This window comes from Cupriavidus metallidurans CH34, assembly GCF_000196015.1.
GTDB classification, from domain to species: domain Bacteria; phylum Pseudomonadota; class Gammaproteobacteria; order Burkholderiales; family Burkholderiaceae; genus Cupriavidus; species Cupriavidus metallidurans.
In genome coordinates, this window is sequence record NC_007973.1 from 1 (window position 1) to 26,933 (window position 26,933).

22 protein-coding genes and 1 pseudogene are annotated in these 26,933 nt (G+C 62.9%); 14 read left to right on the forward strand and 9 right to left on the reverse strand.

Annotated elements, in window-relative coordinates; genetic code table 11:
- Nucleotides 1-103: 103 nt before the first annotated feature.
- The 5 genes and pseudogenes from dnaA to RMET_RS34485 form a co-directional block, all read left to right on the forward strand.
- Nucleotides 104-1,843: a chromosomal replication initiator protein DnaA gene (gene dnaA, locus RMET_RS00020; protein ID WP_011514936.1), complete on the forward strand. Its 1,740-nt coding sequence runs from the start codon at nucleotides 104-106 to the stop codon at nucleotides 1,841-1,843.
- Between the two features lie 376 nt (nucleotides 1,844-2,219).
- A complete protein-coding gene (gene dnaN / locus RMET_RS00025) occupies nucleotides 2,220-3,335 on the forward strand; it encodes a DNA polymerase III subunit beta (RefSeq protein ID WP_008650852.1) in 1,116 nt (371 codons plus the stop codon).
- A 185-nt stretch (nucleotides 3,336-3,520) separates the two neighbouring features.
- Nucleotides 3,521-6,046, forward strand: coding sequence for a DNA topoisomerase (ATP-hydrolyzing) subunit B (gene gyrB / locus RMET_RS00030; protein WP_011514937.1), 2,526 nt, complete (start codon nucleotides 3,521-3,523; stop codon nucleotides 6,044-6,046).
- A gap of 814 nt (nucleotides 6,047-6,860) precedes the next feature.
- The gene (locus tag RMET_RS00035) at nucleotides 6,861-8,099 is read left to right on the forward strand and encodes a restriction endonuclease (RefSeq protein WP_029306802.1); all 1,239 of its coding nucleotides are present in this window, start codon (nucleotides 6,861-6,863) and stop codon (nucleotides 8,097-8,099) included.
- A gap of 36 nt (nucleotides 8,100-8,135) precedes the next feature.
- A pseudogene (locus RMET_RS34485) lies at nucleotides 8,136-8,321 on the forward strand (DUF6216 family protein); the annotation flags it as partial.
- A 45-nt stretch (nucleotides 8,322-8,366) separates the two neighbouring features.
- Here the strand turns inward: RMET_RS34485 and RMET_RS00040 are convergent.
- From RMET_RS00040 to RMET_RS00075, 8 genes are all read right to left on the reverse strand, one after another.
- Nucleotides 8,367-10,121, reverse strand: a complete 1,755-nt coding sequence (locus RMET_RS00040) for an amidohydrolase (protein WP_011514939.1) — start codon at nucleotides 10,119-10,121, stop codon at nucleotides 8,367-8,369.
- A gap of 138 nt (nucleotides 10,122-10,259) precedes the next feature.
- Nucleotides 10,260-11,189, reverse strand: coding sequence for a DMT family transporter (locus tag RMET_RS00045; protein ID WP_011514940.1), 930 nt, complete (start codon nucleotides 11,187-11,189; stop codon nucleotides 10,260-10,262).
- A gap of 105 nt (nucleotides 11,190-11,294) precedes the next feature.
- Nucleotides 11,295-12,113 (reverse strand): AraC family transcriptional regulator, encoded by an 819-nt coding sequence (locus RMET_RS00050; protein ID WP_011514941.1) that lies wholly within the window; start codon nucleotides 12,111-12,113, stop codon nucleotides 11,295-11,297.
- Nucleotides 12,114-12,150: 37 nt separating this feature from the next.
- On the reverse strand, nucleotides 12,151-13,038 hold the full coding sequence (locus tag RMET_RS00055; protein WP_011514942.1) for a carbohydrate ABC transporter permease: 888 nt from the start codon (nucleotides 13,036-13,038) through the stop codon (nucleotides 12,151-12,153).
- Between the two features lies 1 nt (nucleotide 13,039).
- Complete coding sequence (locus tag RMET_RS00060) at nucleotides 13,040-13,972, reverse strand: carbohydrate ABC transporter permease (protein WP_011514943.1); 933 nt, start codon at nucleotides 13,970-13,972, stop codon at nucleotides 13,040-13,042.
- A complete protein-coding gene (locus tag RMET_RS00065) occupies nucleotides 13,969-15,006 on the reverse strand; it encodes an ABC transporter ATP-binding protein (RefSeq protein WP_011514944.1) in 1,038 nt (345 codons plus the stop codon). Before RMET_RS00065 ends, RMET_RS00060 begins: the two co-directional genes overlap by 4 nt.
- A gap of 19 nt (nucleotides 15,007-15,025) precedes the next feature.
- Nucleotides 15,026-16,420: an ABC transporter substrate-binding protein gene (locus RMET_RS00070; RefSeq protein ID WP_011514945.1), complete on the reverse strand. Its 1,395-nt coding sequence runs from the start codon at nucleotides 16,418-16,420 to the stop codon at nucleotides 15,026-15,028.
- A gap of 197 nt (nucleotides 16,421-16,617) precedes the next feature.
- Nucleotides 16,618-17,277 carry a methyltransferase family protein gene (locus tag RMET_RS00075; RefSeq protein WP_011514946.1) on the reverse strand — a complete coding sequence of 220 codons (660 nt, stop codon included), beginning with the start codon at nucleotides 17,275-17,277 and terminating at the stop codon, nucleotides 16,618-16,620.
- A 151-nt stretch (nucleotides 17,278-17,428) separates the two neighbouring features.
- On the opposite strand from RMET_RS00075, the gene RMET_RS00080 reads away from it, so the two are divergent.
- From RMET_RS00080 to RMET_RS00120, 9 genes are all read left to right on the forward strand, one after another.
- Nucleotides 17,429-17,752, forward strand: coding sequence for a nucleotide pyrophosphohydrolase (locus RMET_RS00080; RefSeq protein WP_008645810.1), 324 nt, complete (start codon nucleotides 17,429-17,431; stop codon nucleotides 17,750-17,752).
- Nucleotides 17,753-17,883: 131 nt separating this feature from the next.
- The gene (locus RMET_RS00085; protein WP_011514948.1) at nucleotides 17,884-18,834 is read left to right on the forward strand and encodes a DUF72 domain-containing protein; all 951 of its coding nucleotides are present in this window, start codon (nucleotides 17,884-17,886) and stop codon (nucleotides 18,832-18,834) included.
- 13 nt (nucleotides 18,835-18,847) lie between these two features.
- Nucleotides 18,848-19,531: a DEAD/DEAH box helicase gene (locus RMET_RS00090; protein WP_011514949.1), complete on the forward strand. Its 684-nt coding sequence runs from the start codon at nucleotides 18,848-18,850 to the stop codon at nucleotides 19,529-19,531.
- Nucleotides 19,532-19,720: 189 nt separating this feature from the next.
- On the forward strand, nucleotides 19,721-20,161 hold the full coding sequence (locus RMET_RS00095) for a CBS domain-containing protein (RefSeq protein WP_011514950.1): 441 nt from the start codon (nucleotides 19,721-19,723) through the stop codon (nucleotides 20,159-20,161).
- A 207-nt stretch (nucleotides 20,162-20,368) separates the two neighbouring features.
- Nucleotides 20,369-21,955 carry an MDR family MFS transporter gene (locus tag RMET_RS00100; protein ID WP_011514951.1) on the forward strand — a complete coding sequence of 529 codons (1,587 nt, stop codon included), beginning with the start codon at nucleotides 20,369-20,371 and terminating at the stop codon, nucleotides 21,953-21,955.
- A gap of 110 nt (nucleotides 21,956-22,065) precedes the next feature.
- A complete protein-coding gene (locus RMET_RS00105; RefSeq protein ID WP_011514952.1) occupies nucleotides 22,066-22,692 on the forward strand; it encodes a glutathione peroxidase in 627 nt (208 codons plus the stop codon).
- A 151-nt stretch (nucleotides 22,693-22,843) separates the two neighbouring features.
- Nucleotides 22,844-23,626: an oxygen-binding di-iron domain-containing protein gene (locus tag RMET_RS00110; protein ID WP_017514029.1), complete on the forward strand. Its 783-nt coding sequence runs from the start codon at nucleotides 22,844-22,846 to the stop codon at nucleotides 23,624-23,626.
- Nucleotides 23,627-23,691: 65 nt separating this feature from the next.
- Entirely contained in the window at nucleotides 23,692-24,558 is an 867-nt protein-coding gene (locus RMET_RS00115; protein WP_011514954.1) for a fumarylacetoacetate hydrolase family protein, read from the forward strand.
- Nucleotides 24,559-24,790: 232 nt separating this feature from the next.
- Nucleotides 24,791-26,068 carry a M20 aminoacylase family protein gene (locus RMET_RS00120; protein WP_008645138.1) on the forward strand — a complete coding sequence of 426 codons (1,278 nt, stop codon included), beginning with the start codon at nucleotides 24,791-24,793 and terminating at the stop codon, nucleotides 26,066-26,068.
- Nucleotides 26,069-26,083: 15 nt separating this feature from the next.
- Here RMET_RS00120 and RMET_RS00125 read toward each other — a convergent pair whose 3' ends face one another.
- A complete protein-coding gene (locus RMET_RS00125) occupies nucleotides 26,084-26,902 on the reverse strand; it encodes an AraC family transcriptional regulator (protein WP_011514955.1) in 819 nt (272 codons plus the stop codon).
- Between the last annotated feature and the right edge of the window lie 31 nt (nucleotides 26,903-26,933).

The following is a 26,933-nucleotide window of genomic DNA, read 5'->3' on the forward strand; positions in this document are numbered from 1 at the left end:
TTGGGAATGACGCGGAGACGGCTTGGCAGGGCAGAGTCCGTGGCGCGCGTACGTTGCGATACTCGTGACACGTCCGCAAGGATGTGATCACTTAGAAGAACACATGCAAGATTTCTGGCAGGCAGCAGCCGCGCAACTCGAGCGCGAACTGACGCCGCAACAGTTCAAGACCTGGATCAAGCCGTTGGCGCCCGTGGCCTTCGACGAGGAAGCGCATGCGCTGCGGATTGCCGCGCCCAATCGCTTCAAGCTTGACTGGGTCAAGAGCCAATTTTCGGGTCGGATCACGGCCCTTGCGTGCGAGTACTGGGAAACGCAGGTTAGCGTTCACTTCGTGCTCGACCCCGCTGCATCGGGGCGCGCGGCCGCATATACCCAGCAAGCAATGCAACAGGGCCAGGATGCGCCCGCTGCAATGGGTACGGCCATGGGCGCAGGCCATGCGCCTTATCCGGGCATGGCTGGCATGGCCGGAGGCCAATCCTACGGGCCGGCTGGCGCGCAGGTTCCCGGCGCGCATCCGAACCAGATGGCTGGATATCCCGACTATCCCAGCCAGTCCAATGGCGCGCCCGCTGGCTATGGCGGCGCGGCGGGTGGACAAACGCCCTATTCCCAGTCGCAGCAGTCCGCGCAGGGACGCGGCGCGGCACCCACCGGGCATCCGCTTCAGGGCAATTCGGCCGCGCATTTGCCGGACATGGGCGAGATCGACGTGGCCCAGATGGACCCGGCCGAAGCCAGCGCCCGCTCCTATCGCGTGCCGTCGCCGCAGCCGGCAGCGCCGGCCGGGGCGCAGCAGCAGAGCGACACGGTGCACGAGCGCTCGCGCCTGAACCCGATCCTGACGTTCGACAACTTCGTCACCGGCAAGGCCAACCAGCTCGCGCGTGCCGCGGCGATCCAGGTGGCCAACAACCCGGGCAAGTCGTACAACCCGCTCTACCTGTACGGCGGCGTTGGCCTCGGCAAGACTCACCTGATTCACGCGATTGGCAACTTCATGCTGATGGAGAACCCGCGCGCGCGCATCCGGTACATCCATGCGGAGCAGTACGTTTCCGACGTGGTGAAGGCCTACCAGCGCAAGGCGTTCGACGAGTTCAAGCGCTATTACCACTCGCTGGACCTGCTGCTGATCGATGATATTCAGTTCTTCTCCGGCAAGAACCGCACGCAGGAAGAATTCTTCTACGCATTCGAGGCGCTGATCGCCAATCGCGCCCAGGTGATCATCACCAGTGATACCTATCCGAAGGAGATCACCGGCATCGACGACCGGCTGATTTCGCGTTTCGACTCCGGCCTGACTGTGGCGATCGAGCCGCCCGAGCTGGAGATGCGCGTCGCCATTCTGATGAAGAAGGCCGCCGCCGAGAACGTGAGCGTGCCCGAGGAAGTGGCCTTCTTCGTGGCCAAGCACCTGCGGTCGAACGTGCGCGAGCTGGAAGGCGCGCTGCGCAAGATCCTGGCGTTCTCGAACTTCCATGGCAAGGACATCACGATCGATGTCACGCGTGAAGCGCTGAAGGACCTGCTGACCGTGCAGAATCGCCAGATCTCCGTGGAGAACATCCAGAAGACCTGCGCAGATTTCTACAACATCAAGGTCGCGGACATGTATTCCAAGAAGCGGCCCGCCAATATCGCGCGGCCGCGCCAGATCGCGATGTATCTGGCGAAGGAACTGACGCAGAAGAGTCTGCCGGAGATCGGCGAGTTGTTCGGCGGGCGCGATCACACCACGGTGCTTCACGCCGTGCGCAAGATTGCCGAAGAGCGTAGCAAGGACGCGCAGCTCAATCACGAGTTGCACGTGCTGGAACAGACGCTCAAGGGCTGACACACGTGCAGGTTGCGTGCGCCGAATGCGGCGCCGCAGCCTGCCGAAAGCGGCTCATCGACGATTTCGAGAGCCAGCCTTGCCGGGCTGGCATACTACTGGGTGCGCGTCCGACGGCAAGCGGGCGCCGGTAAACTGTTGGATCGCGGGAATCTGGCCTCAGATAAGGCTTTGCGGTGAGTCGGGACGGATTGGCAGAGGTTGGCGGCGGAATGTGGCATTTTGTGCACAATCGGACGCCGTGCCGGGTTCGCCCCGCTTCACCGCAGCGGCTTATCCTTGGTACAATGCGACATTAACTCCTTGATTCCTAAGTGAATTTGGAGTTGTGCGAAACCCTGCGGTCGCTATCGACAAACGACGAAGGATAAATTCAATGCAATTGGTCAAAACCTCGCGAGACAATCTGCTGCGTCCGCTGCAAATCGTGAGCGGCATCGTGGAGCGCCGCCACACCCTCCCGATCCTGGCCAACCTGCTGATTCGCAAGTCCGGCTCGAACGTATCCTTCCTCTCGACCGACATCGAGATCCAGATCACGACCCATGCCGAATGCGGTGTCGGTAGCGACAGCGTGGCGACCACCGTGGCCGCGCGCAAGCTGCTGGACATCCTGCGCGCGATGCCTGACGGCGACGTGGCGCTGTCGCTGAACGACAAGCGCATGACCGTGCAGTCGGGCAAGAGCAGGTTTGCGCTGCAGACGCTGGCCGCGGAAGAATTCCCGACCGTTGCCGAAGCCGCCGAATTCAACGCCAGCGTGAGCCTGCCGCAGAAGACGTTCAAGCATCTGCTGGCGATGGTCCACTTCGCCATGGCGCAGCAGGACATCCGTTACTACCTGAACGGGATGCTGCTGGTGGTCGATGGCAAGAAGGTCATGGCCGTGGCGACCGACGGTCACCGCCTGGCGTACTGCGGCGTGGAGCTCGAGAATGAAGCGACCGGCGTCGGTTCGCGCCAGGAAGTGATCATCCCGCGCAAGACCATCCTGGAACTGCAACGCCTGCTGGAAGACACCGATGATCCCGTGCAGGTGCAACTGGCCGCCAATCAGGTCAAGTTCACCTTCGCCAATATCGAACTGATCAGCAAGCTGGTGGAAGGCAAGTTCCCGGACTTCCAGCGCGTGATCCCGAAGGGCTACAAGAACGCGTTTGCGATCGACCGCGTGCAACTGCAACAGGCGCTGCAACGCACGGCGATTCTGACTACCGACAAGTTCAAGGGCGTGCGTTGCATTCTCGATACGCACGTGCTGAAGATCAGCTCCACCAACGCCGATCAGGAAGAGGCGCAGGAAGAGCTGGAACTCGATTATTCGGGCGATGCGCTCGATATCGGCTTTAACGTGACCTATCTGCTCGATGTGCTCGCCAACCTGAAGAGCGAGCAGGTGCAGGTCAGCCTCGGCGACTCCAATTCGAGCGCGCTGATTACGGTGCCGGAAGACGACAACTTCAAGTATGTCGTCATGCCGATGCGCATTTGATGGCCACCATCAGACGCCATCCAGACCACAATCGGGCACACACCGCAGCAGGGGCCGGATCGAACCGATCCGCCCCTTTTGCCGTTTTTAAGTAACCCGCGAAACGCGGATCTACCGCACCCGCCGCATTTTTGGCGCAGGTTCGGTTTTCCGCTTTTTGCCGTCAGTATCGTGAGTAGAAAGACATGACCGATCAGCAGAAACCGCAGCAGGAAAACTCTTACGGCGCCTCTTCGATCCAGATCCTGGAAGGCCTGGAGGCGGTACGCAAGCGTCCCGGCATGTACATCGGCGATACGTCCGACGGCACCGGCTTGCACCACCTCGTGTTCGAGGTACTCGACAACTCGATCGACGAAGCCCTGGCCGGTTATTGCACCGAGATCCAGGTCACGATCCACAGCGACAACTCGATCTCGATCGTCGACAACGGCCGCGGCATTCCGCCGGCCGTGAAGTTCGACGACAAGCACGAGCCGAAGCGCAGCGCGGCGGAAATCGCCATGACCGAACTGCACGCCGGCGGCAAGTTCAACCAGAACAGCTACAAGGTTTCGGGCGGCCTGCATGGCGTGGGCGTGTCCTGCGTGAACGCGCTGTCGAAGTGGCTGCGCCTGACCGTGCGCCGCGATGGCCAGGTCAACCTGATCGAGTTCGCGAAGGGTGAAGTACAGAACCGCGTTATCGAGACGGTGACCGGCCCGGACGGCCAGCCCGTTGAAGTGTCGCCGATGAAGGTCATCGGTGCGACCGACAAGCGCGGCACCGAAGTGCACTTCCTGGCCGACGAGGAAATCTTCACGAACGTCGAGTTCCACTACGAAGTGCTGTCCAAGCGCATCCGCGAACTCTCGTTCCTGAACAACGGCGTGCATATCAAGCTGGTGGACCAGCGCACGGGCAAGGAAGAGGACTTCGCGTTCTCCGGTGGCGTGAAGGGTTTCGTCGAGTACATCAACCGCTCGAAGACCACGCTGCACCCGAACATTTTCTACGCGAACGCCGAGAAGGATGGCATCAGCGTGGAAGTGGCCATGCAGTGGAACGATGGCTACAACGAGCAGGTGCTCTGCTTCACGAACAACATTCCGCAGCGTGACGGCGGTACCCACCTGACCGGCTTGCGCGCGGCGATGACCCGTGTCATCAACAAGTACATCGAAGAAAACGAGGTCGCCAAGAAGGCGAAGGTCGAAACCTCCGGCGACGACATGCGCGAAGGCCTGGCCTGCGTGCTGTCCGTGAAGGTACCCGAGCCGAAGTTCAGCTCGCAGACCAAGGACAAGCTCGTTTCCTCCGAAGTGCGCCTGCCTGTGGAAGAGCTCGTCGGCAAGGCGCTGACCGACTTCCTGCTGGAAACGCCGAACGACGCCAAGATCATCTGCGGCAAGATCGTCGATGCGGCCCGCGCCCGCGAAGCCGCGCGCAAGGCCCGCGAAATGACGCGCCGCAAGGGCGTCATGGACGGCATGGGCCTGCCCGGCAAGCTCGCGGACTGCCAGGAGAAGGATCCGGCGATGTCCGAGCTGTTCCTCGTCGAGGGTGACTCCGCAGGCGGCTCCGCCAAGCAGGGCCGCGACCGCAAGTTCCAGGCGATCCTGCCGCTCAAGGGCAAGATCCTGAACGTGGAACGCGCGCGCTTCGACAAGATGCTGTCGAGCCAGGAAGTGCTGACGCTGATCACGGCACTGGGCACCGGCATCGGCAAGGAGGACTACAACCTCGAGAAGCTGCGCTACCACCGCATCATCATCATGACCGATGCGGACGTGGACGGCTCGCACATCCGCACACTGCTGCTGACGTTCTTCTATCGCCAGATGCCGGACATCATCGAGCGCGGCTACGTGTACATCGCCCAGCCGCCGCTCTACAAGATCAAGCACGGCAAGGAAGAGCGCTACATCAAGGACGACAACGAGCTGAACGCCTACATGCTGAAGCTGGCAATGGAAAAGGCTTCGCTCAGCCGCCCGGATGGCAGCGAGATCAACGGTGAAGCCCTGACCGAACTGGCACGCCAGTACCAGCTCGCCGAAGGCGTGATCGGCCGCCTGTCGCGCATCGTCGATGTGGACGCGCTACGCGCGATCGCCGACGGCGTGGCGCTCGACCTCGACAACGCCGCCGCAGCCGAAGCCTCGGCCGTGGCGCTGAAGGCCAAGCTCGCCGAGATGCACGCCAAGACGCTGCTCGGCGCCGCGGTCAACGACGACGGCACCGCCGACGTCTATGCCCAGTTCGACGAGAAGACCGACAAGCACCGCCTGATGATCGCGCGTCGCCATCATGGCAACGTGCGTCTGTCACACGTGGATGCGGACTTCGTCCACGGCGCCGACTACGCGGCACTCGCCCGCGCGGCCACGACCTTCCAGGGCCTGATCCCGGACGGCACCAAGGTTCGCCGCGGCGAAGGCGAGAAGATGCGCGAACAGACCGTCGCAGACTTCCACCAGGCCATGCAGTGGCTACTCTCCGAAGCCGAACGCGGCGTCTCGCGCCAGCGCTACAAGGGCCTGGGCGAAATGAACCCCGAGCAGCTCTTCGAAACCACGCTCGACGTCACGCAGCGCCGCCTGCTGAGGGTCCAGATCGAAGACGCCATCGCCGCCGACCAGATCTTCACGACACTGATGGGCGACGAGGTGGAACCGCGCCGGAACTTTATCGAGTCGAATGCGCTGGTGGCTCGGAATATTGATGTTTGATTGTGTCGGATGACACGGGAAGTGAAATCTGTGCCGAGTTACTGAAAACTTTGTGACGCAGTAAATGAAAAAACCGCCTTCGGGCGGTTTTTTTGTATGTAGGAAATCTGAGGGGCAAGCCGCCGGCAGGAGCCGACCGGTTGCGGTCGCCCAGGGTCTTGCTGCAAACGGCTGCTTTGCCGTGCGAAAGCGGAAGTCCGCACAAGATCCGAGGCGGTCTGCTTCACCCTCACCGCGCACGCGGCGGCCGCCTAACCTCGCTTGCGCGCCCAGATAACTCAGAACTTGCCATCCAACGACGGGCGAGACTATGGGAAGGAATAGCGGCGAGAGATATCCGAGTCAACGCATTCGACCTGAACCGCATCGGCCAAATTTTGCTGCGCCTCTGGGCGCCCCCGCGCGAAAAGACCGCATAGAGCGATCATTAGGGCATGCGTTCGCGCTAATGGACTTGCTGAGCGACTTGATCGAGTGACAAATTGGACGTATCGCTCACCCCGGCATTTGTTAGGCCAGTAGCAACAAGCTAGTCCGACTGTTTGAGCGCTGCGTAGCGGGGGCGCTTTTCACGCTTTTGATTCCTTAAGACTAGCGAGAGCGCTTCCTGTCGTCCCTACTGGATGAAAATGGTGAGTGGGCGGCGGTCGTAAGTCGCCGTCAGCCATAGCATATCTTCAAAGAAATGCCTCACTCGAGGTCATTCTTTCGTCGCTCGGAAACGGAGGGCTAGCCGTTTTTGGTATTCTGTTGCGGTTTGTTGCATGGCAGTGGCCAAGTAGGCGATACCACAACCATCTGATGCCCCACTACGATGACCAAGATTATTCCTTTTGATGCCCTCGCGACGGCCGATCTCGTTGTCGATGCGGTTTATCAGAGTCGGGCAGATGGTCAGATTGCCGGTGAGCCAATTGCAAAGCTCTTACCGGGTTCCGGCAACATGGGGGGATTCCGTGTCACCGGGAGAGGTGAGCAAAAAAGCTGGGTCGTGCTGTTCACGACTGGCGAGGATAAAGATTGGCCTGACACGCTGGATTTAAGTACTGGTAAGTTTGTCTACTTCGGTGATAACAAGACCCCGGGTCATGAATTGCATGAAACGCGTGGTGGCAACAAGGTTCTTCGATATTCGTTCGAGCGACTCCACGCTGCAGTGAATCCGCGAGCGGACGTGGCTCCGTTTTTGGTGTTCAAGAAGTACCCACTCGCACACGGTGCGAGGTCTGTTCAGTTCAAGGGCCTTGCGGTACCGGGCTTCCCAAGCTTGTCGTCGACGGAGGACCTGGTTGCTGTCTGGAAGTCCTCTGAGGGCCAGCGATTCCAAAATTATCGCGCTGTCTTTACGATCCTAAACGCGCCTGTGTTGAGCCGTGCTTGGATCAACGATCTCAAGGCAGGAGATTTAAACTCTTCCAATGCACCAAGAGCGTGGCGTCAGTGGCGCGAGTCCGGAAAATATTCGCCGCTTGCTGCGGCGCCGACCACGAACATTCGATCTGCGAACGCGCAAAGTCCAGATACGGCTCTGAAACGTGAGCTGCTCGAATGTATTTGGCAGCACTACAAAGGCGCACCGATTGCTTTTGAAGCGTTTGCCGCCCGCGTCTTTCAAATGACCGATGAGCGCGTCGTCATCGACGAAATCACGAGAGGGGTTGTCGATGGTGGTCGAGACGCAATTGGGAGATATCGGCTTGGGTCTATGGCCGATCCGGTCTATGCAGAATTCTCGCTGGAAGCAAAATGCTATCGTCCGCCACTAAACGGTGACACGCCGATTACGGTCAGCGTTAGTGATGTTGCGCGTTTAATCTCGCGTATTCGCCATCGGCAGTTTGGCGTTCTTGTCACAACCTCAGTGATTGCCTCCCAGGCTTACAAGGAGGTGCGCGAAGATCGCCACCCGATTGTCTTTATTTCGGGTGGCGATATGGTCAATATCCTCATCGACAAGGGCTACAACACCAGAGGAAGGGTGCAAGAGTTACTTTCCTCGGACTTTGCGCTTGTTGCGGCTGCTAGCAGCGAGCCGGTTGATAAGCCGCGCTAGTACCGCCAGGAGGCCACTGGGCGAAGCTATGTCCGGCGACGATCCGGGTCACCCCACAGCCTTATGACAAGGCTCTGGCAGCTATTCCATGGCAAGCAAGAATGCAAGGATCCAGAAATCGGTGAGTTTCTTGACGAGCAAGGGGCGCCTCTTCAATTTCGCTTCACGACAGATGTGCGCATGAACGCGGCAGCAAAAGACCGCGAAGCCATGCAAACCTGAAGCGGAAATGACGCCGAGCGCCATTTCCGCACCAACATCCCCCCCTCAAGCCGCAAACCGCCTCCGTCCCTCCGACCAAGTCTCCATCACCTTCAACTTACCAATCTCCTCCTGCGCCATCTGGAGCGGGTCCTTATCCACAATCACCAGATCCGCATACTTCCCGGTCTCCAGGCTGCCAACGATCTGGTCCATCTGGCATTGCCACGCCGCGTCGATCGTCACCGCCCGCAGTGCCTGCGCCACGGTAATGCGCTCCGCTGGGTTGAGCACGCCACCGCCGTCGCGCATGGTGCGGTTGACGGCGTTGTCCATGTAACGGATCGGTTCGATCGGCGTCACGTTGTAGTCGGAGTGGAGCGAGATGCGCAGGCCGCCGCGCAGTGCCGATGCGCAGGGGGCGTAGAACTGGGCGCGCTGGGGGCCGAGGATGTTGTCGCGGAATGCCTTGCCCCAGTAGTGCACGTGTCCGATCAGGAATGACGGCGACACGCCGAGCTTTGCCATTCGCTGAATCTGCTCGGGGTGCAGGACGCTGCAGTGTTCGATGCGGTGTCGATGATCCGTGCGTGGTGAGCGTTTCAGCACGTGTTCGTAGACGTCCAGCGTGGTGTCGATGGCGGCGTCGCCGTTGGCGTGGATGGCGACTTGCCAGCCGAGGTCGTGCGCGCGTTGTACGCCCTCGATCAGTTGCTCGGCGGTGTAATTCAGCGCGCCACGGCTGGTGGAGTTGAGGTATGGCTCGCGCTGGTATCCGGTGCGGGCCTGGTTGGAGCCGTCGGACCAGAACTTGATGCCGTGTAGCCGGAAGCGATCTGTGCCGGCGCCCGGCTTGATGCCTCGCTCTACCCAGCCATCCATCCGGTCGGACGTCAGGAAGCCCGAATAGCGGACAGGAGGATCGTCGCGCATGGCGGCGTTGACGATATCGAGGTCATGCACGCCGCTGGTGCCAATGCCGGCATCGTGCAGGCTGGTACAGCCCACGGCGCTGGCGCGGTCGAACAGCTTGCGAATGCTGGCCACCATTTGCGCGGCGTTGGGCATCGGGGCGACTTTCAGAAAGGGGCCGTATGCGGGGCCTTCCTCGAGCCGGCCGGTTAGTTCGCCCTTGTCGTCGCGGACAAAGCGGCCCTGGGCCGGGTTCGGCGTATCGCGCGTGACGTTGGCGAGCTTCAGGGCCGCGCTGTTGACGTAGGCAATATGTCCGTTCGATTCCAGGATGAAGACCGGATTGTTGGGCGCCACGGCATCGAGCCGTTGTCGCGTGACGGGTGCGCCGGGCATCAGCGAGGGATCGAGCGCCTGGGCGCGGACCCACTCGCCCGGTTTGGACTTTGCCGCCTCGGCGCGGATCTTCTCGAGTGCCTGGTCAATCGACGTGGTGGTGAACGGGCCCACGTCGAGCCATGCGTCGAGCACGGCCAATGCGGAGTGCATGTGTGGTTCGACAAATCCCGGCAGCAGCGTGCGTCCACCGAGGTCGATGGTTTGCGTGTCCGGGCCACGGAACTGCGCGACCGCATCCATCGAGCCAACGGCAACGATGCGGCCATCGCGCACGGCCAGGGCCTTGGCCGTTGGCGAGCCGCTGGCCATGGTGTAGATCGGCCCGTTGGTGAAGATGAATTGCGCGTAGGGAGATGTCGAAGGAGACGTAGCCGGGGGGTTCTCGGCGTATGCCGACGGGAATCCGAAGGTGGACATTGCACCGAGCGCCAGCGCGCCCGTCAGGAAGTCTCGGCGCGACGCGCGCGCGAGCAGGACTGCTGCACCACCAGGACTGCAGTAGAAGCACATGTGGTTACCCCATCGTTATCGTTGCTGTGTTGGGAATGGCGCGTATGTGGCGTCGACTGTAGCCTGCCGGACGATAGCGGTGACCGTCCATCCGCGTTTTCGTCAATTGTCGGCGTGGTTCGCAAAAGCGAATGCTGCCTATCGGTGCGAAGTGGCATCGCCTTCGGCATCTGCCATCGCACTATCGGTCATGTCAGCAGACTGAGACATCCCAAGGCTGAACACCGCGACCAGCACGCAACCGATGCCGATGATCTGGCTCTGGCCGATCTGTTCGCCGAGCAGCGCGGCAGCGAGCACCACCGCTGATACCGGTGCCACCGCAGTGAACAGCGCCGCCTCTGCACCGCTCACTCGGGCCGCGCCGGCGTACCAGAGCAGGAAGCCCCCCACGGTTGGAATCAGCGCGTAGTACGCGACGGCGGCGACCGCGTTGCCGGAGAGCGCGTGCATCCACGGCATCTCGAAGCCGGCCGGTATCACCGCCACCGCGAGTCCGAACACCGCCATGATGGTCGAGAGCGCAAGCGGCGCGATCGGTGTCTGGATCCGCTTGTTGAGCAGGATGAAGACACCCTCGCAGCCCACGGCGCCGAAGATCAGCAAGCTGCCGAGCAACGAGTGCGCGCTGCCAGCGTCGTTGCGGAATACGATGGTCAGGACACCGGCAGCCGCCAATGCGATGGCCAGCAACACGGCGCGTCGCGGCCGCTCGCCAAGCACCATGATGGCGATTGCCGCGGAGACCACTGGCAGCGTGCCAATGATCACGCCCGCGTCGGTGGCAGAGGCATGTCGGAGCCCCAGGATCAGCAGCGTCGTATAGCCGACGCTTCCAGCGCCTGCCTGCACCAGCAGCAGGCCCCATTCCCTCGGCGCCAGGATTGGCCAGGTTATTCGGGTCACGCGCATCAGCACGAGAAACAGCGGAAGCGCGATGGCGAAGCGAAGCGCCGTTGCAGTGAACGGTGGCAGGCCCGCGGCCACGATCTTGCTGGCCACCACGGTGCTGCCGACCGTAATCATCGCCAGCGTCAAATAGAGATAGCCGTGCATTCGTCTGGACATGGTCCTTCCTTTCTTCCCCGATGGGGGATGGCGGAAAGGTGCAGGATCGCGAACCGGACGCGGTGTCGTCTTGAATGAAATTGCGAGCGTGGCGGGGAAGGCCGGCTACGATGCGCCGCAGGCACGCGCGTACATGCTGGGCGAAATGCCGTACGTGCGAACAAAGATGCGCGTCATATGGCTCTGGTCGGCGAAGCCGCTCGCTGCGGCAGCGTCCGCGAGCGACATGCGGCGCGCGATCAGATGCCGTGCGGCGATGATGCGGCGCTGGATCATGTAGGCGTGTGGTGTCATGCCAGTCGCCCGCGAGAACGCGCGGATGAACTGGAAGCGGCTCAGGCGGCACTCGTTGGCCAGTTCGCCGAGCGTGAGCGGCGCGGCTGAATCGTCGTCGATGCGACGTCGCGCCAGTGCGATCTCTGCGAAGCCCGGGCCGCGTGTGTCCGAGCGGGTCTGCCCATGCATCGTGTCGGCCAGCAAGGTGAGCAGCAATTCCTCGCGCAGCACCGAGGCATGTTCCGCGTGCGCGGCCGTCATGGCGGTGAACAGTGTCAGGAAGCGTTGCGCGAGCCGCACATCGCGCATGACTGGGTGGGCGAACTCGAAGCTCCGCGTCCGCCCTTCCGTCACGTCCAGGATCGCGTCGGCGACCACGGGTGGATCGAAATAGAGCATCTGCCAGGCACGGCCGGCATCGCCGATCGGCATGCCGTCGTGCACTTCGCCAGGGTTGACCGTGATCGTGTCGCCGGGGCCGGCCTCCACGATCCCCTGCCCGCTGGCCGATCTTTGCGCGCCCTTGCCGATCACACCGATGCCGAACTGATCATGCGTATGCCGACCGAACGCGTGGCGCGAGTCGGCCTGCACAGCCTGTGTGCCGGCAACATGACAGCGGAATATCTGGAACTGGCCTCCGGCCATTTGCGCTCCCATTCGTCTGGCCATTCGTGCGACACCGCTACTTTATCGCGCCCACGGTGAAAGCGGTGACAAAGCGATCGAGGAACACGTTGTACAGCAGCGCTACCGGCACGCTGACGATCAGGCATGCACCCATCAGCGAGCCCCAGAAATAGACGTCGCCGCGCACAAGGAAAGTGGGCACGCCCACGCTGACCGTGTACTGCGAGGAACTCGTGATGAACGTCAGCGCGTAGACGAACTCCTGCATCACCAGCGTCAGCGTGAAGATGATCACGGTGAGAATGCCCGCTGACGATAGCGGCACGATGACTTTCAGGAACGCGCCAAAGCGGCTCATGCCATCCATCATCGCGGCTTCCTCGATGTCCCGGGGCACCGCCTTGAAGAAGCCCATCATCAGCCAGGTGCAGAACGGCACGGTAAAGCTCGGGTACACGAGCACGAGCGACCAGAGCGAGTCCTGCAGGCCCAGCGCGCCGACGATGCGGGAGAACGGAATGAACAGGATCGTGGGCGGAATCAGATAAGTCAGGAAGATGGCGATGGCGAGTTGCCGCCCTCGGGGTCCCGATAGTCGCGCCAGGCTGTAGCCCGCCGGTACCGCGAGCACGAGCGTGATGATGACCACGAAAACGCCCACCAGCAGCGTGTTGAGCAGCCATCGCAGGAATGCGGTTTCCTGGAACAGCACCCGCAGGTTCTCCGTCGTGGGTGGCAGATTGAACACGAACGGATTGTTGGCCGTGTTGATCAGGTCGTGCACATCCTTGAACGTGGTGATCAGCATCCAGTAGAACGGAAAGGCGCAGAACACGGCAAAAGTCGCCAACGTGGCGAACACCGCTACCCACGCGCAGCGTGCGGGCCAGCGCGACCCGAGCCACGCCAGCTTCCAGCCTCCGGATGTCGATATCGCTTCCATGTCACGTCACCTCGGAGCGATGCGCCACAGTCAGCAGCAACGTGACGACTGCCACCAGCAGTGGAAACAGGAAAAGCGAGATCGCTGCGCCTTCAGCCAGATCACCGCCTTGTATGCCTGTAAAGAAGGCCAGGCTGGCCAGCACCTGGGTCGTATCGTAGGGGCCGCCGCGCGTGAGCACGTAAATGATGACCATGTCGGTCAGCGTGAAGACGATGCCGAACAACAGGGCCACCAGCATGACCGGCATCAGCAACGGCACGTCGATCCTGAACAGCCGCCGCCAGAAGCCTGCGCCGTCCATGGCAGCGGCATCGTGCAGATCCTGCGGGATGCCTTGCATCCCGGCCAGGATGATGACGGTGGCCAGTGGCAGCAATCGCCAGACATCCACCAGAATCACGGACGCCATTGCCAGATCAGGCTGGCCGAGCCAGATCGGCCACGTGTTAGGGCCGAAAAGGCCGATCGCGCGTAACGTCCAGTTGATGATGCTGTAGACCGGGTCGAAGATCCACAACCAGCCAATCGATCCCAGCGAGATCGGCGCCACCCATGGCAACAGGATCAGCAGTCGCACGAGCCACTTGCCGGGGAAGTCACGCACCAACGCCAGCGCCAGCGCTTTGGCGAGCACGACCACCAGCGCTTGCGAGACCAGCGTGAACACCAGCGCGTTGCGCAGCGATTGCCAGAACGTCGGGTTCGCTACGACGCTCCGGAAATTCTCCAGCCCGATGAAATGCGGCATCGGACTTCCGACGGTGACATCGGTCAGGCTGTACCAGATCGACAGCAGGAAAGGAAAGCCAAGCAGCAGCGCGATATAGATGAGTGCAGGCGCCAGCATCATTGCGCCTAGCCTGCGGTCATCATCCGGCGTATCCGACGTCTCGTGGTCCGGTCTGCCAAGGGTGGCCGATAGCGCGCTCATGTCACGCCTTCCGCCACGCTCAGGCTTGTGCCACTGCTCGTGTCGAAGTGGTGCAGATCAGCACGGCGCACGGCGAACATGTGACGCGTGCCAGGTTGCGGTGACACGTTCACCGTGCACGGTATCCGGGAGATGACTTTCACGGGCGGCTGCGGTGGTGCCAGCACGCCGTACACGAGCCGGTCCGCGCCCAGGTTTTCGATGCGAGTGATGTCCAACGGAAACCGTTCCAACGATGCATCGGCGGTGAAGACGTCATCCGGTAAAAAATGCTCGGGTCGGAAGCCGATCTCCATGCCGTCGCTGGCAACGAGATTCATGGGAGGTGACCCGATGAACGTGGCGACGAACCGATCGACAGGATGCGCATACACGCGCTGCGGCGTGTCGAGTTGACGTATGCCGCCATGATCGAGCACGGCCACGCGATCCCCCAGCGCCAGTGCCTCCACCTGATCGTGGGTCACGTAGATCGTGGTGGTGCCGAGGCGGCGTTGGAGTTGCTGCAGTTCCTCTCGCGCCGAAGCACGGAGCTTGGCGTCGAGATTCGATAGCGGTTCATCGAGCAGGAATGCAACGGGGTCGCGCACGACAGCACGCGCAAGCGCCACGCGTTGACGTTCGCCGCCCGAGAGCTGACGTGGTTTCCGCGCGAGAAGATGGCCGATGCCGAACAGCGAGGCGGCCCACTCGACCTTGCTGTCGATCTTGTCGCGTGCCATATGCTGGGCCTGCAGCGGAAAGGCGATATTGCCCGCCACGGTCAGGTGCGGATATAGCGCGTAACTCTGGAAGACCATCGCCATGTTGTGCGCGCGCGGCGGGAGCCCCGTGACGATGCGCCCGCTCACCAGCACATCGCCGGAGGTCGGCGTCTCGAGTCCCGCGATCATGCGCAGCAGCGTCGTCTTGCCCGAGCCGGATGGGCCCAGCAGCACCAGGAACTCGTGCTCGCGCACGGCGAGGTCGATCGCGTCGACGGCGGTGGTGCTGTCGTAACGCTTGGTCAGCGAGCGTGTTTCCACTGTGGCCATGATGATTGCGCAGGCGGGGCTATACCAGCCCCCTCGCCTTCCATTTTGCGAAGATCCGCTTGCAAGCGTTCTCGGCATCGCGGATGGCGTCCTCCGGAGACGCGTCGCCGGTTGCGGCGCGGGCGAACATCGTGTTGAGGACCCACGTGTTGAAGATCTCGTCGATAGCGGCGTTGGCGTATCCGGGGTAGCCCACGTTGGTGGCCTGCTCCATCAGCACGCCCAGCACCTTGTACTTGTCATGCGGCGTGGCCTTGGCGTCCGCTTCGATCATCGTCTTGAGGTCGGGCACGGTGCTCGGGAAGCAGGGGAAGTTGTAGAACTCGCTGCCAACGAAGCCATCGCGAAAGTTGTCGATGTAGTCGACGAGGAACTGCTTCGCGCCGGCAATGTTCTCGGCGAATTTCCAGATCACGTAGCAGTCCATCACGTGTTCCAGGCAGATGCGTTGCGCGGGGCCGCGCAGTGCCTGCGTCAGCCAGATGTCGGGCGTGACCGGGATCTGCTTGTTTTCGCCTTCGCGCGTGATCGAGATGGCGTTCAGGCAGAGCGAGATCTTGCCGGCCAGCATGGCCCGGTTGTTCGAGGATGGGTCCCAGGCCAGCACTTCGGGTGTCATGGTGTCGCGATACAGCGCTCGCACGTACTTGACGGCCTCGAGCGTGCCGGGCGAGTTCAGCACGACATTGCCGCGCATGTCCTGCACGGCGCCACCGAATGCATAGAGGATCGTGCGCATGGCCATGGCGGTATCGAGTTCCGCGGAGAGGCCGATACCCACCGGCACGCCCTTCGCCTGCTTGATCTTGCGCCCGGCGGTCAGCACGTCGTCCCAGCTATCGGGAGGCTTCGCGCCGATGGCATCCCACAGGTCCTTGCGGTAATTGACCGGGTCCGGTACGAAGCTGTCGGAGAAGGCGAAGTACTTGCGGGTCTTCGGGTTGTAGGTACTGCGAACCGCCAGGTCCACGGGCTTGCCATGCTTGCGCTGGCATTCCTCGTAGATGTCGCGATGATCGATGACCTGGTCCTCGTACACCGGCGGCGGCGACAGGAACATGAAGAGATCGTGCCCCTTCTGGGCCGACACCTCGGCAGCGGCACGCGTAGCCAGCGCCGGAATGCCGACGTGATCGACGATGACTTCCGTATCGTGGCGCTGCCCCCATTCCTTCACATACGTGTTGTCGAACCACTTGTCGTAGCCCGGCACGAAATGGTTCCACTGAAGAATCCTGAGCGTATGCCTGGCCGCCGCGTGCGCGGCACCGGGGCGCGCCAGCGGTGCCAGGCCCGTGGCCAGTGCAGCGGCGGCCGCGGCTTGCATGACGTGGCGACGCTGCAAACTGGTGACGGAAGCATTGCCACCGCTGGGCCGGGTACGGAGCCCGGCAACGGGCGTGGTGTTCTTCATGAGAGCCTCGCAAACATGATGAGAGCCTCATGTGCTCTGTTTGCGTGGCTACTGGGCAGGGTGGCTACGCGCCGGGGCGCATGTGCCTATTTTTCAAGCATAGGCCCGTGTGCGGGAAATTCAATCACGGTGTGATGCCAAGGGCTTGATTCGATTGGATTCCCGCCACGTGATCCGCGCGCGGGCCTAGCGCGGGCCTAGTACAAGCCCGGCAACATGCGCCACGTACGTGCGCAGTACTGTTCGTACTCGACCCCGAACTGGCTCTGCAACAGCGCTTCCTCGGCCCGGATGCGGGCTACAAGCGGCGGGAGCATCAGCAGCGCCAGCAGCACGCCCACCCATGAGCGGAACACCAGTCCCCATCCCAGCGAGCTGATCACGAAGCCCACATAGCTTGGATTGCGAATGACGCTGTAGATGCCCGTCGTGACCAGGGTATGCCCGGGCTGGATCGCCACGAGCCCGCTGAAACGCCGGCCCAGCACGAAGACGGGCCAGAGCCGCAGCGCGCCGCCGGCGACAAACAGGAACAGGCCGATCCAGCGAATCGTATTGCCGTCGATCGACCAAACGTCGAGGCGGTCCGTATAGGCCGGCAGGAATCCCGCGAGCAGGCTGAGCACGCTGAATGCCACCAGTACCCATCGGTTATCGCGGTCCTCGCGTTCGCCAGCGCTGATATTGCCGCCGGAGAAGATGGCGATGACAGCCATCACCAGCGTCGCAACGACTGCCAGCGTGCGCGCGGTATCGGCGAAGTACGCCGTGATACCACCCCATCCGAACACGGGCAACGCCAGGTACGCGAGGGCGCCCGCGATGGTGATGATCGCCATTTTTGGAGTGGGACGCATGAGTGCCTCCGTCTGCAGTGGGCTTCACATGCGAGCCTATGCCTCGCGCGCGGCCGTGTCGAGAGGTGGCGTGTGGCGGCGTGTGGGAGCATCCGGCTGCCGTTCGGTGTGACAATACATGCCTGTCAGCGACATCCACATTGCATTCACAATGGCTCTCATCGATATCAGCAATCTCCAGCAAGCGGCGGCCGCCTTCGGCGAGGCCCGGGGCTGGGGCAAGTATCACAGCCCGAAGAACCTCGCGATGGCGCTCAGCGTCGAAGTGGCCGAACTGGTGGAGATCTTCCAGTGGCAAACCGAAGAGGAATCGCGCGGGATCATGTCAACGGACGAGCGCGCGCACGTCGAGCAGGAACTGGCCGATATCACCATCTACCTGACGCAGCTCGTGACCGCGCTTGGCGTCGATCTCGACGCGGCGGTGCAGGCGAAGATGGAGATGAACGCACGTAAATATCCCGCGCCAAAGTAAGGCCGGAGACGAGCAGGAGGGCTGCGCCGCCCTCGCCCACCGGCGTGTTTCGATTCACATGTCCGCGGGCTTCCGCCACGCCGCTCAATTCCGGCTAGACTTCCTCCACCAATCCTCGCGGAGATCGGGTCATGGCGGTTACCAGACAGGGCAAGTCGGCGAGCAACATCCATATTGGCATCGGCGGCTGGAACTATGCGCCGTGGCGCGATAACTTCTATCCGGCAGGTCTCGCGCAGGCACGCGAGCTGGAATATGCAAGCCGGCATCTGACCGCGATCGAGATCAACAGCACGTACCACGGCACGCAGAAGCGCACGTCGTTTGCGAACTGGCGCGACGCCACGCCCGATGGCTTCGTCTTCTCGGTCAAGGCTTCGCGCTTTGCGACCAATCGCCGCGTGCTGGCCGAAGGGAGTGATTCGATCAGCCGGTTCATCGACAGCGGCATTGCCGAATTGCGCGAAAAACTGGGCCCGGTCGTCTGGCAGTTCGCACCGACCAAGCAGTTCGTGGCCGACGATTTCGAGGCCTTCCTGAACTTGTTGCCGACCTCGGTGGAGGGTGTGAAGCTGCGGCACGTGATGGAGGTGCGTCACGAGAGCTTCATGTGCGACGCGTACCTGAAGCTGGCGCGCAAGTTCAAGGCGGCCACCGTCTTCACCGACTCACCGAAGTTTCCGTCGTTCGCTGATCTCACTTCGGACTTCGTGTACGCGCGGCTGATGAACGCCGACGAGAAGGTCGCGACGGGCTATGCGCCGAAGGTGCTGGACCAATGGGCGCAGCGGGCATCGGCGTGGGCTGGCGGCAAGTCACCGGACGATCTGCCACGTGTGGAAGACGAACCCGCTGGCAAGCTCAAGCCGAAGGAAGCGTTCCTGTTCTTCATCAACGGCGCGAAGGAGCGCGCGCCGGCGGCGGCTGGCGCCTTGCTTGAGAGGCTTGGCTGGGTGCCGACCGAGGCAGTGCCGATGAAGGCTTCAACGCCGAAGCCGCCCGCCGCGAAGAAGATCGCGGTGGTCAAGACGGTGACCAGGAAGCCGGCGGCCACGAAGACCGTGGCGCGAAAGACTGCATGACGGTGTCTCTGCCATGCGCGTCACCAAGTTCTCCGCATCGATTCCGCTTTCGACCGGCACACTGTTTTCCGCGCTTCCGCTGGCGCCTGCGTTGCAGGTGACGCTGACGGAACTCGGATGGCATGCCATCAATCCGCTTCAGGCGGCCATGCTGCCAGAGGCGCTGGCCGGCCGCGACCTCATCGTGCAGGCGTCTCCCGGCAGCGGGCGTACCGTGGCCTTCACCGTTGCCCTGCTCCATCATCTCGATCCGCGCCGGTTCGATGTGCAGGCGCTGGTGCTCTGCCCGACGCGCGAGCGCGTGCAGCATGTGGCCCAGTGCATCAGGGACTGCGTGCGCGCCGCCCGGCACGTGAAGGTCGTGGCGCTGATGCATGGCGCGGCGATGCGTCCGCAGATCGACAGTCTGATCCACGGCGCGCATGTCGTGGTCGGCACACCGGGCAGGGTTGTCGACCACCTGGATGCCGGCAGCCTCGATCTGCGCGCGATCGGCATCCTGGTGATCGACGACGCCGAATCGATGCTCGACCTCGGACTTGTCGACGATGTCGGCTTTGCGGCGAGCCGATGTCCGAAGAGCCGGCAGACGCTGTTGTTTTCCACATCGTTCAATAGCGACCTGGATCCCGAGGTGGAGCGGTTCTCCAGGCTCTGGCTCAGGAAGCCGCGACGCATCGCTCACTTGCCGGATTGACGCCGGGGTGCGTGCCCCATTCCGATGCGCGTTCTGCGTGAAACAAAGATTCGTGAAAGTCACCCTGTGAGTGCCGCGATTCCTTTGCTAATCTGAATGGACGCAGCCGGATGCACGTTGCGCAGTGCCGCTGGCGCGGCCCGCACAGGGCAGTGAATATTTCCAAAACGGCAACAAGGAGTCGGTGTCATGAAAACCGCGCGGCAGGTTCTGGAAAGCAAGGCAAATCAGGCGATCTTCAGCATTCCTCCCACGGCGACGGTCTATGCTGCGCTGCAACTCATGGCCGAGAAGGGCATTGGTGCCCTGCTGGTGATGGAGCAGCAGAAGATCGTCGGCATCATCAGCGAACGGGATTACGCGCGCAAAGTGATCCTGATGCAACGCACGTCGCGTGAGACCCTCGTGCGTGAAATCATGACCACCGCGGTGATCTATGTCCGGGCCGACCAGACCACCGACGAGTGCATGGCGTTGATGACCCGGCATCGCTTGCGTCACTTGCCGGTGATGAATAGCGATCAACTGCTCGGCATGATCTCGATCGGTGACCTCGTGAACGACATCATCAGCGAGCAGCGCTTCACCATCGAGCAACTGGAGCACTACATCCACGGCGGTTCGCGCTAAGCGGGCTGTTATCGCGGCCGATCGCATGGCGATCGGCCGCGATCTCCGGATAACGTCAAATGTGATGCGAGGACGCCCGCAGGCCGGCCTTTGCCTGTCCGGTATTCGGACAATTCCGCCAGCGCCAAATGCTAAGCATGCATATAATTATGCGGTTACTGAATTAGGCCGCATACACCGACTTGCGGCCGCACCCTCCCTCCCCGCATGTCGTCGACCGCCCCCGCCAGCCAGTCCACCGCAGAGGCCCTAGAGGCCACAGCTTCCCTCCCCCAAGCCGCCGTTCACGATCACGCGTCGATCATGCGTGTGATCGGTGGCATCGTGCTGTGCATTCTGCTCGCGGCGCTCGACCAGACCGTGGTGATCCCGGCCGTGCCGGCGATCGCGAACGATCTCAACGGATTCGGGCACCTGTCGTGGATCGTGACCGCGTACCTGATCGTGTCGACGGTGACCACGCCGCTGTACGGCAAGCTGTCCGACAGTTTCGGGCGTCGCCGTCTGCTGATGGTGGCGATCTCGCTGTTCATCCTGGCCTCGGTGGCCTGCGCGCTGGCGCAGACGCTGCCGCAGCTAATCCTGTTCCGCGCGCTGCAGGGCCTCGGCGGTGGCGGCCTGATGTCGCTGGCGCAGGCGGCCATTGCCGACGTGGTGGCGCCGCGCGAGCGCGGCCGCTATCAGGGCTATCTGGCCACGGTCTGGGCGATCTCGTCGATCGCGGGGCCGCTGGTAGGCGGCTGGGTGTCCGATCACATGTCGTGGCGCTGGCTGTTCTGGATCAACGTGCCGCTCGGTCTGCTGGCGATGACCATGTGCTATCGCGGGCTCGCGCATCTGAAGCCGCGCGGCGGCCGGCCCCAGGTCGATTGGCTAGGCGCCCTGCTCCTGGCCGTGGCCATTGTCGCGTTCCTGCTTGCCATGAGCTGGGGCGGCGAGGCGTTCGCCTGGATCTCGCCCGAGATGGCCGCCCTGCTGGCGATCTCGCTAGTGGCCGTGCTGTTGCTGGCCTGGCAGGAGCGCCGCGCCGCCGACCCGATGCTGCCGCCGCGCCTGTTCCGCAATCGCGCCTATGTGATGGGCGTGGGCGCATCGGCGCTGGCCGCGCTCAATATCTTCCTGTGCATCTTCGCCCTGCCCCTGCATTTCCAGCTTGTTCGTGACGCCGATGCGTCGATGTCGGGCCTGCTGGTGGTGCCGTTCCTGCTGGCGACCGTCGCCGGCAACTTCGTGGTGGCATGGCTCGCGCCGCGTCTGGGCCGTATGCGCGTCATCCTGACCATCGGCTTCGTTGCCGCGGCGGTCGGGCTAGTCTCGCTGGCTGCCGTGACGGTCGCCGTACCGACCTTCTTCGTTCTGCTGGCGATGACGATCGGCGGTATCGGCCTGGGTATGGCGATGGTTGGCACGCTGATCAGCGTGCAGAACGCGCTGGAGCGCCGTGACATGGGCGCGGGCACCGGCGCCTTGCTCGTGCTGCGTTCGCTCGGCAGCTCGATCGGTGGCGCGCTGGCCGGCACGCTGCTGGCCATGGAGTTTCGCGACGCGCTGGCCCGGGCCGGCGTCACGCAGGCGCTGGACCTTGGCGCGCTACGGCATGGCAGCGAGGCGCTGGCGCACCTGTCGCCAGCCGTGCGCCATGTGCTGGCTGGCGGCGTGGAATCGGGCTTTCATCTGATTTTTGCGGCCGGCGCGGTGGCCACGATCATCGCGCTGCTGATCGTGCGTCGGATGCCGGATCTGGAACTGCGCAGCAGCGTGACCGAGCACGCGGCCAAGATCCACATGGAATAAGGACGTCAAACCAGGGAAGAGGCCGGGTGTGCCCGAATGACGCGAATCGGCCGAGAGCGTAGACTTCCTTGCACCTAAAGTCACTCCTCAAGCCACCGGAGCCCCGATTCATGTCCCGCCAACGTACCCTGGAATCCGTGCAACGAACCGCTCTGGCTGGCGCGCTGACGCTGGCTGCCGCCGTGGCAGTCATGCTGCCGCCACCTGCTCACGCCGCCGAAAAGGCCGTGCCGGCGGCCGCGCAGCCGGCGGGCAATTGCCCGGCGTCGTTGAACTTCCGCTTCCCGCGGCTCCAGGACGAATCGCCGCAGAACCTGTGCCAGTACGCTGGCAAGGTGGTGCTGGTCGTGAACACGGCCAGCTATTGCGGCTTCACGCCGCAGTACGAGGGCCTTGAGGCGCTCTACGCCAAGTACCGCGAACGCGGGCTGGTGGTGCTCGGTTTCCCGTCCAACGACTTTTCCCAGGAACCCGGCTCGTCCAAGGACATTGCAGACTTTTGCTACAACACCTACGGGGTCAAGTTCCCGATGCTCGGCAAGAGCCATGTGCGCGGCAGCGACGCCAATCCGATGTACGCACTGCTGGCCCAGGAGACGGGCACCGCGCCGAAGTGGAACTTCTACAAGTACCTGATCGACCGCAAGGGGCAGGTCATCGGCAGCTACAACAGCATGGTCAAGCCGGACGACAAGCAGTTTGTCTCGAAGATCGAAGAACTGCTGAACGCGCGCTGATGCGCGGCTTGCCCCGCAGCGTGTCCATGCGGCTGTCGTTTCGTAGCTTGTTTCTGCCATAGTTTGATCACCGTCAATAAAGAAACGCCTACGTCTCATTACTTTCGCCCCTAGCCATTTACAACAAAACTAGAGCGGCGAGAGAGGGATCATGAGTAACGTGTTGTACGAAGCGGGCGGGCATGTCTGTCTGGCATTCACGGATCTGGTCGACGAGGGTCAAGGCGAGGTCGTCCAGAGCAACCAGTTTCTGGTGGTCGACAACGGCCATGCGGCGTTGATCGATCCGGGCGGAAACATGACCTACAGCGAGCTGTATCTGACGATCAGCCGCTATTTCCCACCCAAGCAGCTTGACTACGTGCTGGCGTCCCATGCGGACCCGGACATCGTCGCTTCGGTGGGGCGCTGGCTGACATCGTCGGACAGCCGCGTGCTGATCTCGCAGGTCTGGGCACGCTTTCTGCCGCATTTCTGCCAGGCAGGCAAAACGGCGGGGCGCATCGTAACCATCCCGGATGGTGGCATGGTGATACCGCTCGGCAATTGCCAGCTGATCGCGGTGCCCGCGCACTTCCTCCATTCCGAAGGCAATTTCCAGTTCTACGATCCGGTCAGCAAGATCCTGTTCTCGGGCGACCTTGGGGCCACGATGACATCGGGGACGGAAGCCGGCACAGTGGTCACCGATTTCGATGCCCACGCCCGCCGGATGCTGGCGTTCCATCGCCGCTATATGAGCGGCAACCGGGCGTGCCGGCTCTGGGCCGCGATGGCGCGGACCATGGATATCGAGTGGATCGTGCCTCAGCACGGGCCCTCGTTCCGGGGCCGCGAGATGGTCAATCGCTTCATCGACTGGATCGACCAATTGCAGTGCGGGCTGGATCTGCTCGAGCCCGCCCACTACCGTGTGCCGTCGATGCTGGGCTGAACGGGCAGGGGTCTCGCGCTTGCGCTATGCTCGCGGGCTGGTGCTACCGCAAGGAGACGAGACCCATGAAACTAGTCCGCATTGGAGAACCCGGCGCCGAGCGCCCCGGCATGTTGGACAGCGACGGCCGCGTGCGCGACCTGTCCGGCGTGATCGACAACATCGGCCCGCAGGAACTGGCGCCTGGCGTGCTGGCCCGTCTGGCGAACATCGACCCCGCCACGCTGCCGGTGGTGGAGGGCGGACGCTTCGGCGTGCCCTGGAGCGGCGTTGGCAAGATCGTTGCCATCGGCCTGAACTATGCCGACCACGCCGCCGAAGCCGGCATGCCGCTACCGACCGAGCCGATCGTGTTCCTGAAGGCCAACACGTCGCTGAACGGCCCGAACGACAACGTGATGTTGCCGCTCGATTCGCAGAAATCGGACTGGGAAGTGGAACTGGGCGTGGTGATTGGCACCCGGGCTCGGAATGTGTGGAAGGAGCAGGCGCTCGACTACGTGGCCGGCTACTGCGTGGTCAATGATGTCTCCGAGCGCGAATTCCAGCTCGAGCGCGGCGGCACGTGGGACAAGGGCAAGGGCTGCGACACCTTCTGTCCGGCGGGCCCGTGGCTGGTCACGCGTGACGAGGTACCCGACGCGCAAAAGCTGGGGATGTGGCTCGACGTCAATGGCGAGCGCATGCAGAAGGGCAGCACGGCCACCATGGTTTTCGATGTGGCGACGATCGTCAGCTATGTCAGCCGCTTCATGACGCTGGAGCCCGGCGACCTGATCGCCACCGGCACGCCGCCGGGTGTGGGCATGGGCTTCAAGCCGCCGCGCTACCTGCGTGCCGGCGACGTGATGCGCCTGGGCGTCGAGGGGCTTGGCGAGCAGTCCCAGAACGTCGTGGCCTACGTCGGGCGCGGTGGCGCAATACGAATCTAGGCGGATTCAGACGGATCCAGGGCAGGGCGGTTGGGTGTCCGCGGCGACATCGGCGCGGGTTCCCAACGGAAACGTCTTCACACAAATCGTCGCAGTTCCACACAAAGCGTCCGATCAGGGCAACAGTTTTGCCGTGATTCCGGGCGTTTTCGCACGAAATCAGCATTCCAGGTTTTCTTCCTTGGGGTGCGTGAAATACTGTTCATACATGTCTGCCGTTTAGAGCACTGTCATGTCTGAACACGCCCCCGAAATCGAAGACCCCGACATCGACGCCCCTGAAGTCGCATCGATCCTCAAGTCTGTCTCCGTCCGCCTCGCCAAGGATTCCCCCACCCGGTCCTTCTGCACCCTGCACGACACGCTCGACTCGCGTGACGAACTGCAGGACATCCGCCGCCATATCCACCAGCATCCCGAGCTTGCCTTCAACGAGGTCCACACGGCCGAACTCGTCGCCAGCAAGCTGGAGAACTGGGGCTACACGGTCACACGTGGCGTGGGCGGTACTGGCGTGGTGGCCTCGCTGCGAGTGGGCGCGGGGCAACGCAGCGTCGGCATTCGCGCCGACATGGATGCATTGCCGATCCACGAGCGGTCGGGCTTGCCCTATGCCAGCGTGCACGACGGCAAGATGCACGCGTGTGGCCATGATGGCCACACCGCCGTGCTACTGGGTGCCGCGCGGCAACTGGCACGTACCCGGCAATTCGATGGCACCGTGCACCTGATCTTCCAGCCGGCCGAGGAGATCGGGGCGGGCGGTGGCGCGGAACGGATGCTGGCCGACGGCCTGTTCGAACGCTTTCCGTGCGATGCGATATTTGGCCTGCATAACCATCCGGGTGCCGAGGCCGGTACCTTCATGTTCCGTTCGGGCCCGTTCATGGCCGCGTGCGACACCGTAGCGATCACCATCCGAGGGAAGGGGGGCCATGCCGCGCGGCCGCATCAGTCGATTGATCCGATCCTGGTCGCGGGCAGTCTGGTCATGGCGCTGCAGTCCATCGTGGCGCGCAACGTCGATCCGAATGAGACTGCCGTGGTGACCATCGGCACGCTGCATGCGGGCCACGCGCCCAATGTGATTCCAGATAGCGCGCGCATGGAACTCAGCGTGCGCTCATTCAGTGCGGATGTCCGGGCATCCATGGAAACGCGCATCAAGCAGCTTGCCACGTCACACGCCGAGGGCTACGGCGCGACGGCCGATATCGAGTACGTGCGTGGCTATCCGGTGCTCGTCAACAGCGAAGCGGAGACCGAGTTCGCACGCCAGGTGGCCGAGGAACTGGTGGGCCCCGAACGTGCAATCGCGAATTTCCACCGCATCGCCGGCAGTGAGGACTTCGCTTACTTCCTGCAGCAGCGGCCCGGGTGTTTCGTCCGGATGGGCAATGGGGTCAACCAGCCGCTGCTTCACAACGCCGGCTACGACTTCAATGACGACAACCTGACCGTCGGGGCGGCTTACTGGACGCGGCTGGTCGAGCGTTACCTCGCCGGGTAGGACAGGGCGACAGGACTATTTGAAGAAGGCACTCGGCGGCACGCCGAACTGCCGGCGGAACATCGTCGCGAAGGCGCTCGGGCTGCCATAGCCCATGTCGAGCGCCACATCCACCACCTTGTCGCCTGCCGCCAGCCGCTCTAGCGCGGCCAGCAGCCGTGCCTGCTGGCGCCACTGGCCGAACGTCATCCCGGTCTCCCGCGCGAATCGGCGCTGAATGGTCTTGGGGTCCACGCCAAGCCTGTCGCCCCAGTCAGCCAGCGTCAGGCCAGAGTCGGGGCTGTCGGTGATCCGCTCGCAGATCACGCGCAGGTCCTTGTCCTTCGGGCGGGGCAGGTGGAGCGGCAGCGTGGGTACCAGCGTGACTTCATCGAGCAGCAATTGCATCAGCCGGGATTCGCGCGAGTCGGGCGAATAGGGCAGGGGAATGTCGATCGCGGCCAGGATCAACTCGCGCAGCAGCGGAGAAATACCGAGTACGGTACAGCGCGTGGGCAGGTTCGGCGCGGCGTCGGGGCGAATGTAGGCCGTGCGCATCTGCACGTGCCCGACCATGCGGATCCAGTGCACGGTGCCACCGGGCATCCACATGCCGCGTGTCGGCGGCACGATCCACTGTCCTTCTGACGTCGAGACCACCATTACCCCGTGCACGGCGTGGATGAGTTGCGCGTGCGGGTGCTGATGGGGCTTGGTGACATGGGTCGGCAGGTAGTCCGCCGCCATGGCCGCCACAGGCATCGGGCCGCGGTCGTACTGGAGGTAGGCGGGCTGTTCCGAGTAGGTATCGGGCCGCCCGTCGGCATGGGCAGCGTTCGGCGCTTCGGCTGGCATGTCCTTTTCTCCAAAGTTACGGCCTCATTCT